Origin of the sequence: Halobacillus sp. (assembly GCF_049282395.1) — a bacterium.
GTDB lineage: Bacteria > Bacillota > Bacilli > Bacillales > Halobacillaceae > Halobacillus.
The window spans coordinates 1-11100 of the sequence record NZ_JBAPTY010000447.1; the positions used below are offsets into that span (position 1 = coordinate 1).

11 protein-coding genes are annotated in these 11100 nt (G+C 42.6%); 5 read left to right on the top strand and 6 right to left on the bottom strand.

What is annotated here, in order from left to right; all coding sequences use genetic code 11:
* Positions 1-131: 131 nt before the first annotated feature.
* Complete coding sequence (locus WAM07_RS18470; protein WP_422168854.1) at positions 132-896, top strand: TIGR02206 family membrane protein; 765 nt, start codon at positions 132-134, stop codon at positions 894-896.
* Between the two features lie 68 nt (positions 897-964).
* Here WAM07_RS18470 and WAM07_RS18475 read toward each other — a convergent pair whose 3' ends face one another.
* The 5 genes from WAM07_RS18475 to WAM07_RS18495 form a co-directional block, all read right to left on the bottom strand.
* A complete protein-coding gene (locus WAM07_RS18475; RefSeq protein ID WP_422168855.1) occupies positions 965-1156 on the bottom strand; it encodes an H-type small acid-soluble spore protein in 192 nt (63 codons plus the stop codon).
* A 74-nt stretch (positions 1157-1230) separates the two neighbouring features.
* Positions 1231-2283, bottom strand: a complete 1053-nt coding sequence (locus WAM07_RS18480; RefSeq protein ID WP_422168856.1) for an iron-containing alcohol dehydrogenase family protein — start codon at positions 2281-2283, stop codon at positions 1231-1233.
* A complete protein-coding gene (locus WAM07_RS18485; protein ID WP_422168857.1) occupies positions 2276-2932 on the bottom strand; it encodes an MtnX-like HAD-IB family phosphatase in 657 nt (218 codons plus the stop codon). The genes WAM07_RS18480 and WAM07_RS18485 overlap by 8 nt, the downstream gene beginning before the upstream one ends.
* A 218-nt stretch (positions 2933-3150) precedes the next feature.
* A complete protein-coding gene (locus tag WAM07_RS18490; protein ID WP_422168858.1) occupies positions 3151-4665 on the bottom strand; it encodes an IS200/IS605 family accessory protein TnpB-related protein in 1515 nt (504 codons plus the stop codon).
* A 13-nt stretch (positions 4666-4678) separates the two neighbouring features.
* A complete protein-coding gene (locus WAM07_RS18495; RefSeq protein ID WP_422168859.1) occupies positions 4679-5362 on the bottom strand; it encodes an IS607 family transposase in 684 nt (227 codons plus the stop codon).
* A 312-nt stretch (positions 5363-5674) separates the two neighbouring features.
* Between WAM07_RS18495 and WAM07_RS18500 the strand changes: the two genes are divergently transcribed.
* Positions 5675-6472, top strand: a complete 798-nt coding sequence (locus tag WAM07_RS18500; protein ID WP_422168860.1) for a LysM peptidoglycan-binding domain-containing protein — start codon at positions 5675-5677, stop codon at positions 6470-6472.
* Between the two features lie 210 nt (positions 6473-6682).
* On the top strand, positions 6683-7585 hold the full coding sequence (locus tag WAM07_RS18505) for a DUF4097 family beta strand repeat-containing protein (RefSeq protein WP_422168861.1): 903 nt from the start codon (positions 6683-6685) through the stop codon (positions 7583-7585).
* Positions 7586-7670: 85 nt separating this feature from the next.
* Here WAM07_RS18505 and WAM07_RS18510 read toward each other — a convergent pair whose 3' ends face one another.
* Complete coding sequence (locus WAM07_RS18510; protein WP_422168862.1) at positions 7671-8153, bottom strand: C40 family peptidase; 483 nt, start codon at positions 8151-8153, stop codon at positions 7671-7673.
* 548 nt (positions 8154-8701) lie between these two features.
* On the opposite strand from WAM07_RS18510, the gene WAM07_RS18515 reads away from it, so the two are divergent.
* Positions 8702-8977 (top strand): hypothetical protein, encoded by a 276-nt coding sequence (locus WAM07_RS18515; RefSeq protein ID WP_422168863.1) that lies wholly within the window; start codon positions 8702-8704, stop codon positions 8975-8977.
* 145 nt (positions 8978-9122) lie between these two features.
* Complete coding sequence (locus WAM07_RS18520; RefSeq protein WP_422168864.1) at positions 9123-11042, top strand: bacteriocin maturation protein; 1920 nt, start codon at positions 9123-9125, stop codon at positions 11040-11042.
* Positions 11043-11100 lie beyond the last annotated feature (58 nt).

Genomic DNA, 11100 nt, shown 5'->3' on the forward strand with positions numbered 1-11100 from the left:
GAGTATCTCCTTGGGTGTTTTTACTTATTACTTAAGGTACCCTTTTGTATTTATCTGAAACCATTTAACCGGACAATCGTACTAAGGTTAAGGAACGTATTTCCTAAACAGAAGATTGGAAGGAGGATGGAATGCCGGAATGGTTTAATATTCAAATACAGGACAGATTCGAATTTTTATCACTGAGTCATCTGATTATGCTCGCTATTCTTTTTTCGGGAATTGCTTTGCTGCTGATTTTTCACCGTACTTTACGAACAAATAATAGGCTGCAGCAATCTGTCAGGTGGAGTTTATTTGTTCTATTACTCGGTTGCGAAATTGGGCAGACGATCTGGGGACTAGCGAACAACAACTGGAATATGGAAGATCATGCACCGCTTCATTTGTGTGGAATCGCATCTTTCCTTGGAATGGGTGCTTTGCTTTTTTATCGGCACAAAGTCATACAGATTGTATATTTTATTGGGATTATTCCGCCGGTCGTAACCTTATTAACGCCGGAGGTATTCTACTCGTTTCCGCATTTTCGATTTTTGAAATTTTTCCTGCACCATATGGCTTTAGCCTGGACCGGCATATTTCTAATTCTGGTCAGTTCTGCACGTATCACATTCCGTTCGCTTCTGATGATGTTCGGTTATTTGAATCTTTATGCTGCTTTTATCTTTTTCCTTAACCTGAGAATCGGAACGAACTACTTGTTTCTGGCCGGCACGCCCGATGTGAGTACCCCGCTTGATGCACTCGGGGAAGGGGCATGGTACTACGTCAATTTAGAGCTCTTCTGCTTTGGAATATTTTTAGGAATGTATGGGTTGTATCGTTTTATAACATTTATGAGAAATTGGAAAAAGAGGTTCGGGTTAAAAGAAGAAAAGTACCATGATCTATAGAAACAGATTGTAAAAATACATACAAAAGAAGCCGCATCTCAGACCAGAGCCTGGATGCGGCTTCTTTTTTAATGCTGTGCTTCCGTTTCCTTCAGTTCGTATAAAGGAACTTCCTGGAAAACATTCGGCTGATCCACGGGGTGAATTCTTGCGGTTTCACTTCTCTCAATAACCTCTTCGATGTAAATCGGTCTGTCGTCATGGGTAACCGCAATCATTTCGGGGGAGTGGAAAATTTCTTTAGCGCGTTCTTTATTCATGAGCAGTATCCTCCTTTTTCATATCTCTAATGTTTACATCAAACGTCAGAGCTATTCTCTAAAGAGGGTTTTTCCTATTGTAAAATTTCTTGAAGAATCGGGTCCTGATCCAGAAAATCCAATGCTTTACGTTTATATTTCTCTTCATGCAAATACGTATAGCGGTGCGGTTTGATTTCTGGACTTTTTTCAATGGCCATTTTGAAATCCGTTTTCCTTACCTCAAGTGTTTTTATGTGATCAAAAAAGCCTGTCCGTGTAAACACTTTCTGCATCCGTTCGGCACGATGTTCCTGTACGTTTGCCATAATATAAGTTGCAATCCCCACCTGGATTCCATGCATGTGAGGACGTTCAGCGTACTTATCGAGCGCATGGGAAATCAGATGTTCCGAGCCGCTGATGGGTGCGCTGTTTCCGCTGATAATGGTGGCCACTCCGCCCATCGTTAACGAACTGACCAGCTCTTTTAAAAAAGTAGGATCCTGGATGTCGTGCATAGGAGTGCGAACAAAGCTGTTCACCGCTTTTTTACTGAGCATGGACGCGAAAGCATTTACCCGGCTTACACCCTGACGATCTTCGAATTCCCAGTCATAAAGGGCGGTAATATTGGACATTAAGTCTCCTACGCCAGCTAAGATAAAAGGGGGAGGGGCGTTTTGAATGATATCAAGATCGGCGATGATGCCATACGGAACTTTGGCAGGAACCGTTGTTTTTTTCCCTTCAATCAGCAGCGAGCAGTTACTGCTTGCGAATCCATCGTTTGAGGCTGACGTTGGAATGCTGATAAAAGGAGTCTGTCGTGAAAAGGCCATGTATTTTCCGCAGTCAATCACAGCACCTCCGCCCACCGCTACGATCGCATCATACATTTGTAAAGAAAATGCCTGCTTAATCAGATCATGAACCTCGGCATGCGGCTGCATAAGGACTGTATCCACTTTGGTAGTTGAAAGAGAATCTTTGATGTTTGCCTCCCATTGATCCATCGTAAATGAATCAAATAGCATCAGGATATTTTCAAATCCATGGCGGTCAAAAATCTCCTGAAGATGGTAGATGATGCCGCTCTTAATTTCCAGAATAGCTGGAATCGGGATATTGGTAATGGGATTAGTCATAAGACAAAAACCCTCTTTTCTCTAAATCAGCCTGGATGTCCTTAAAGGTTGTCACAGGAGTATAGGCGACATTTTTTTCGCTTAGTATCTCCTGCAGAGCATCTTTCGCAAAGGTGGCATCGGCATAGACAGCTGGATGCGAATCAGGCTCGCTGTCGCCGGCGAAGTGAACAGTTTCGTATTCCTGTTTCAGCTCCTGAATCACTTTGGATTTATCGATGCCGTAGCGTTCCGAATGATGCCGGTGGGAAGGATCAATGTTTAAATGAACATTTTGGTCCTCATAATATCCTTCATTAGAGAAAACGGTCACATTCTGAATGTTGTATTCTTTTAAAATGTGATGAATGTAGTAATCGGTCCCCGCACTTAAAATATAAAAGTCTCCGCCATTGTTCTGTACGTGCTGAATGAAAGCCGGCACGTACTCATCAATCGGGATATTGAGAATATCCTCGATAATCTGCTCCTCATGCTGGTTGATGGATGTGAAGATCGAGCGTAAAAATTCGATGTCCTTCATCTGACCTGCTTTCCACTTTTTAAAAAGGTCTCTCCCTTCCGGATAGTATTTCTCAATGATTACCCAGTAAAAGTCTTTATTTGAAATAGTACCATCAAAATCTGAAACGAATGCCCATTTCTTCATCGTTCATCCCTGGTTAATAAAAATTAATGAAATCTTATAATCGCCCCATAACCAAGAAAAGGGACATTCCGTGAAGATTCTCACTTCATTCTTTAGAAGGGCTTTCGCCCTACCATGCACCTAAAGTACAAAGTTTTCCAAAGTGCCCTGTTAGGGCCGGCATAGGGCATTAACCATTCCTTCTAGGTCAGTCAATGCCAACTTTTATTAACCAGGATTTACACCTCCTTAGGTTGAATTCCTTGGTTATCGTATTTTAACGTTTTGTGTATAACGTTCCACAGCTTCCAACTGTGGTTCTTTTTAAACTTTTGAATGTTTCTCACATAACTCTTCAATCGTTTCTTTCGAGCTTGTTGTTTTTCGGTCAACTCATCCATTTCTTCCATAGAACGGATAGCTGAATTTAGCTTTGTAGAAACCATTTTCTGTAGATATTCTAAAAGATACTTCGGTATCTTTTCATCAAAACTCATCCCTCGTCTCGCGATAACAAAAGATGCTGCTTCGTGAATAGACATGCCGTACATTTCTTGGTACTTAAAGCATCCGATTACTGATGTATAAGCTGGGTTGGTTTTCTTTACTTTTAAACCGTTGCGATTCGCTCTGCTGAATAATGCATTATGTAATTTATTTTTTGAAAAGGAATGAAGCAATCGGTTCGTTTTTTTGTTGGTATCGTGGTCTTGTTTTAACTTTATATCTTCTAATACCAGACCACCCACGTTTTCTTCTAAAAGGTAATTAACCACGTCACGTGCCATCTCGCCAGAGAGGTTAGCTCTGCGATTGGAAGATACATATTCCATCTCATGGCAATAAAAAGTGCGGTGTTTAATCTTATTCCCGTGTCGGTTTGCAATACTAACGGTTACACGGTCGATATTTATATCAATCCCTGCAACCAGGTCCGCATTAAAGTCATCTCGTCCTTTCAACTCTTCTCCATGTGTTGCGGTATCATACGTAATGAAGACATAATAAAACCCATTTTTTCTGCGAATTTCAATGGAGTAAGGTTTATATGAGTGAACGGCTTTCTTATTTTTGAATCCAACAACATCAGGCATAACTACATCTACAATTTCACTGTAGAACTTTTCTGGTAGTTTAAGCTTATATCGCAAACGTGGAGCTCTTTTATTTCCTTCGGAAAGTAAAGGATTAGCTATTTCTAAGTAGAACCCTCCATCATGCTCATCGTAAACAACACGAGTGTTGAGATTACCGTTTTTAGCTTTGTCACCACGAGCATAGAGCATGTTGGATCTTAGGTCCTTCCATTCCTGATTAGAAATATTACCTTTCATACGCTTTTCGAAATTCTTTCTACCGCCAAAAATCACCTTAGGAATCGTGCCGTGGTCGCGGCACTGGACAAGATAATTTCTTCGGGTATTCAATTTATCAATACGCGATTGAATACCTTTTGTGACAACCTCCAAAGAGGAATTCTTCGGCTTTTTCTTTCCAGACTTATAGTCTTCAATTTTCGCGGAAGATTTCTCGATTTTGGAATCCAAATTTTCAATTTGATAAGGAAGAAGTTCCTTTTGGCTAGAAATGATTTGTTCCGCCTGCATAACCGCATCCTCGGCGTAACGTTTATTCATATGGAACTTAGCGTTAACAAGTTTAATCAAATCTCGTTTCTTATAACCTTCTAAAAGGCGGTTAAAAGAAAATCTAAGCGTAGAACCGAAAACGCGCATGAGCTGGTCCAATTCCATTACTCGAAATCCATTAGGAACTTCTATTATCGCTTGCCTCGTCGTTTTTATTCAACTCACCACCTTTTAGAGCATTTTCAACTTTTTCTACGACCTTTTTCCCACCTCGTTTACCATAAATTCGAGCAGAGAATGAGGTTGTGATAGCCATTAAGTCTTCTACAAGTTCAAGTTCGCGTTCTTCATCTTTATTGTTCTCTTCGAGCACAACTAATTTACTCCCATTGTCTTCAATGTACTTTTTCAAGTATTCAAAGCCGAATCTAGCGAGTCTATCTCTATATTCAACGAGGACAGTAGCGTTTTTCACACTTTTCACTTCATTTAGAAGCTTCATCAATTGTCTGCGATTTTCATTAATCCCACTGCCTACTTCTTTAAAAATACCCTCTATCTTATATCCCTTTTCAAGGGAATATTGAGTTAGTCTTGATATTTGCCTATCTAAGTTCCCGGCTTCTTCTTGTTTCTTGGTAGACACTCTGGCGTAAATGTACAAGTTATTTTCAATTTCAACCTCAGATTTTTGTAATTCTTCACCACGAGCCAACCGTTCTATGTACGCTTTATCAAACCTGCGATGGCCGTTGGGTGTTTTGTAGTAATCAAGTTTTCCGTTGTTCGACCAAGCCCTTACGGTTTGGGTGTCAACTCCTAAAATTTTTGCAACTTCTCCGATTTTCAAATGAGTGTTCATGGTATCTGTCCTTTCGAATAAGGCTATTATACCAAAAACCAGAAGAAAATTCATTATTTTTAATTAAAAAACATAAGAATATTTGTTCCTGTTTAAGCCTCCACTGCCGTTTTCTATAGTGTAACAAAATTTTCTACAGACTGATGAATTGAAAAAGCTTCATGTAAGTCAGAAAAACGACTATTTCTTATTGGGTAGCTTCCCCAAAAATCTATATGTCACTTGCACCTCAACCAATTGGAAGGCTTGTATGATATATGCCGTTCTCAATTCTATTTTTTTCCATAGATTATAAGGAGGGGAGGTGTAAAAATGCCTGTTATTTTAAAAAAAGTGCTAATCTACACGGTCAAATCTGGCGATACGCTCTTTTCAATTGCCAGTCGTTTGGGCAGCACGGTAGCTGCAATCGAAAGGGCGAACCATTTGTATCCGCCTGTGACAGATCGGGGATTCATTTATCCTGATGATGTTCTGGTCGTGCCTACCTCAACATCCGATCCGATCATGACCCATATCGTGACGAACGGAGATACCTTAACGGCTATCGCTCAAGCGTTTGACACTCATGTTGACCTTCTTACGGGAGTGAACAACATATCTAATCCAAACGTTATTAATGTAGGGCAGAGACTGCTTGTTCCGGCGTTCACCTATAAAATTGTCACGGGTGATACACTGTATTCCATTGCGAGACAATTTGGGGTAAGCGTGGCGGACCTGGAGGAAGCCAATGCTGATCGACCCGGTTTCCAAAGAGATGTGATCTGGCCGGATTATCATCTTATAATTCCGCTCCCGACTTCAAGGAATATTTTTGTGACCCGTCCTCTGCCAGGTTCCACTTTTAACAAGGGGGATAAGGTAGAAGGATACGCGAGAGTATTTGAAGCAGTCGTTAATTATCAACTAAGGGACAGTAATGGCGTCGTGGTGTCTAACGAACGTTACGCAATGACGGACCAAGGTGCTCCAAAATACGGATTTTTCAGCAGTACTGTTCCATTTGACCGACAGCCTACAGCCGATTCGGGAGAACTGTGGGTTTACAGTCGAAGTGCTAAAGATGGCAGTATTCAGGATCTTGTTAAAATCAAGATAAACTTCTAGTGAACAGTCAGCCTTCTCAAACGGAAGGAGGCTGTTTTTTTGTGCAGAAGAAATTGTTTCTTTGCAGAGGAGGATAAGGTATATTTTTAATAACATGACCAAGGTTTGTAAGTTTGGTCGAAACTTGGACGTGCACAGACTTTATGGAAACTGAAATTTTTTCTCATCCGATGCCATTTCTTAATTTTTATAATGGGAGGAGCAAGGGTTATGAAAAAAGCAGTGTGGATTGTATTGCTTGCTTTGATTCTGGGAGGGTCAGGAACATTAATCTCATTTCAGAATACGAAATCGTTAGAAGAGGAAAAACGGGAGGTACATAAGCAAGAAGCCTTTACGGCGAGTGAAATTCAAGGCATCAATGTAGATACTTCATCGGCCGATGTCCAATTCATCGAAGGAAAAAGCAATCAAATTCAAGTGACGCTAAGCGGATATGCCTGGAAATGGAAGCAGTATTCGTATCAAGTGGAAGAGATGGACGGCGAGTTAAAAATACAGCTTGAAAAAAATCCTGGGCTCGGACTTTCTTTTGGTTTTATCCGAGGTGATGACTTGAAATTGCTCATCGAAGTACCCGAGCAGAAACTGGCATTCGTAAAAATTAACACCTCTTCATCCGAAGTAAGCCTTAGTGATCTACAAGTCAATCATCTGATTGCTTCTACAAGTTCCGGTGATATAGAAGTATCCAATCTGCAAATGGAGGAAAAGCTGAATATCCATTCTTCCAGTGGAGATGTAACGATGACAGACATTAAGGGGCCGAACGCTGTAGTCGACTTGTCAACAAGCAGTGGAGATATAGAAGGAACAGGACTATTAGTTCATGAAATGAAGGCTGATTCTTCCTCGGGCAAAGTGGATGTATCGCATAAGCGTCTGGCCGGAAATCTAACAGCCAATACGTCGAGCGGGGATGTTACATTTTCGTTTGAAGAAGAACCTCCATCGTTTATGCTTAGCTATCAATCAAGTTCAGGAGACGAACGCATTCAACTGGATGGTATTCATTATGAGAGAAGAGCGGAGCATGAGGTGAAAGGTCATAAAGGAGATCAGAAATACCAAATCGTAGTGGAAACGAGTTCTGGAGATTTTACATTGTACTAAATGGTCCTGTCAAAGCCGTGACTTTAACGAGTGAATATGATGTAACCAGGGACTTCCTCTTGACGGAGGCCCCTGGTTTTATTATTTAAAAGTGACTTTTTGCGCCTACATATTTGGTTTTCCAATAAGAGCTGGAAAGCTTTTGAGTCCTGACTCCGTGAGAGGTAGCGGCAATAAACTCACCGGCCCCCGTGTAAATACCTACAAATGAAACCTTGCCTTTTCCGGCTGTATCAAAGAATACGAGATCTCCAAACTTTAAATCGGATTGTTTCTTAACGACTTTTCCTTGCTTGTATTGATCCGCACTTGTGCGGGCGATTTTCTTTTTAGCAGCAGAGTAGGAATAGATGTATTGAGTAAATCCGCTTGCATCAAAACCTTTAGGCGTCGTCCCTCCCCATTTGAACGGGGCCCCTTCGTACCTCTCCGCTACGGCAGACACTTCCTCACCATAGTTAATCGAAGCTTCTGCTTTTGAAAAAGGGGTGAAGACAAATACAGCAACTAATGAAAAAATGACCGAAGCATACACCCAACACCTTGACTTCCTAACAGCAACATTCATCCTTTTGACCTCCTGAAGTTAAATTCGCCAAACAATAATTATAGTATTGTTGCTATTTTTCGTTTATTCCTCCGACGAATATGAAAAGTTTTCGACATAGATTTCCACGGCAACCAATAGAATAAGGAATAAACTAAACCTGCTAGATTCGCTAGATCCGCATGGTTAATAGCTCTCTCATAAAAAGTAGAGGAAGACCATCATCCTCTACTAGTTAGCGCACGGCCCGAAAGAGTTAGCGCACGGCCCAATTGAGCCTGCCCACTGTCCAATCGATCCAGCGCACGGACCAATCAAGCTGTCCAACACGCTCCATCTTCTATAACACACCTTTAACTCTTCCGATTAAGAAAACGAAACTTTTTCCTCACAATTCTATCGACTTCCTACTATCTATAAGCCATTACTCTTCTAAATAAATATCTACGCGATGATTCCGAGTAACAGTGCACAGGCCTTCGTCATACTTTGATTGGGAAAGTGTCTTTTACTGTAAAAGAGCGTTTCCTAATTAGGAGTAAATCTGAATAAAGATGGAGGTTCCCCATATGAATCAGTTTCAAAATGAACTTCAGCATTTAGATGTCGGCGAATTTCATGCCCAGCAGTTAGTGCCGAGTGAGCAAGCTCACAATTATGGCCAAGATTCTCGATTAATTGGTGGTTTTGGATTTGTATGTTTTGGCTGCTTTGGCTGTTTCCGTTGCGCTGGCTGCGGAGGCTGCGGAGGCTGTGGAGGTTGTGCCCGTTGCGCTGGCTGCGGAGGCTGCGGAGGCTGTGCGAGATGTGCACGTTGTGCCGGCTGCGGTCGCTGCGGGCGTTAAGATTTCTACATTTATATATACTTTTTTCCTTCCCCTGCAGAAACGCTCTGCAGGGGTACTTCTATTGATGAAGTCATATGAGACAAAGGGAGGTACATAGAATCGTAGAAGGAAGTCAGCACAGTTGGTAAGGAGGAGTGTCATAGTGAATGTAAAACCTTCGATGCGTTTAAAGGTAAAGAAGGGTACTTTTTTCATGCCGGAACCGGACGGGAGTGTTTATTTCCGAAACAATGCAGGATCATTTCGGATGGAAGGAAAGGCTATTCATCAATGGGTTGAAAAATTGATACCTATGCTCAATGGAGAACATTCATTGGCCGATTTAACGGAAGGATTGTCGCAGCCCTATCATGCGCGCGTTTACGAGATGACGGACGTTCTATATAACAATGGATTTCTTCGGGATGTGAGTGAAGATCGTCCTCATCAGCTGCATCCGCAGGTGGCGGAGAAGTTCGCTTCTCAAATAGAATTCCTGGAGAGTTTCGGCGATTCTGCCAGCTTCCGGTTCCAACAGTACCGTCAGAAAACAGTAGTCGCTGCTGGGGAAGGAAGCATGCTGCTCGGATTAGTGTCAGCGCTTCTTGCCTCTGGTTTGTCGGGATTTCATGTCATTCTAACCGATGAGAACGAAAGCAGCCGGCGTCGAGTGAGGGAGCTTGAAGCCTGGGCGAGGGAAACGGATCCTGAGGTACGCCTCAGCATAGCTCTGGAACCCCCTTTCTCCTGGGAGCAAGAGGTCGAACTGTATGATGCTGTTTTTTACGCTTCACATCAAGACCATCATGAAGAACGGAAATCTCTTCTTACTGCGTGTCATAAGAAACATAAATGGTTTATTCCTATCCTATGCAGTGAAACGGAAGGGTTTGCGGGACCTATGGAACGAGCGGGATCGGATTATTGTTTTGAATCGGCGTGGCGTAGTCTTCACAGAAAGGAAGCAGACGAGGGGGAGCCGGGCAGATTTATTTCGTCACCAGCGGCAGCGATGCTTACAAATGTGGCTGTGTTCGAATGGTTTAAGAAGATGACCGGGGTGCCGAATGTTCATCCTTCGCACCATATGTTTGTGCTTACGGACGAAACCCTTGAGGGAAAATGGCATCCGTTTAAACCCCATCCGCTCGTAACGGGTCATATAGCGGCCGAAAGGGTGGAAGACGGTTTAGAGAAAACGAAGGATAAAGAAGCGGATCCGGAAAAAGAATGGTTCTTTTACTTTAATGAGTTGGCGACCGGGCCATTAGGGATTTTCCATCGTTATGAAGAAGGAGATCTTCCCCAGCTGCCTTTATCCCAATGCGAGGTGCAGGTGGTAGATCTTCACTCTGTGAACCCGCATCCAGGTATGCTCTGTGCAGCCATGACCCATGAAGAAGCGAGACGGGAAGCAGGATTTGCTGGTATTGAGCAATACCTTTCACCTCTGAAAAAAGACATCCTAAATTCGTTAGACGCTGCGATGAACCGTACAGCCAGGCTTTATTTAGGAGCAGGGGAAGCCGGTACGAGAGCAGCCCTCAGCCGGGCACTTACCAACTTACTTGAAGAACACCTGCAAGTAACTGGGGCAGAAGTGACGCCTGCGAGGCTTGAGTTAAACAGGATTGAAGATGATCAATGCCGGTTCTATTACCAAGCCTTACAAACGCTAAAGAAGAACGTGGAGCTAGGGATAGGGGAAGATGCTTATGGTTTTCCGGTCGTTTGGACGAAAGCCAGGAATCAGAAATGGTACGGAAGTGTCGGATTCACACGCACACTCGCTTTGCGCGAAGCATTACGTCGTGCTTTGATGGAGGAGCAAAACCCTAGCCGCACGTTTGTATCAGACACTTGTTTTGTCCAGGAGAAGGATAAGGATGGAGATGGAGTCGTCCACTCCCTTGATATTCCCTCCTGTGAGTCAGATGACCCTGAGGTTCTCAAGTCTGTCATTCAGCGTTTGAAAAAAAGCCATCAAGATTTTTTCTTTATAAAAGTAACCATGGACCCTTTTAAAGGCGATGGGATTATTGATCTCTTCGGAGTGGTTGTGAGAGAGGAGGAGACAGGGTGAATTCCACCATTGCACTGGTCGGTAGAGGAAGACTGCTTCATCTGACAGCGGAAGAGCT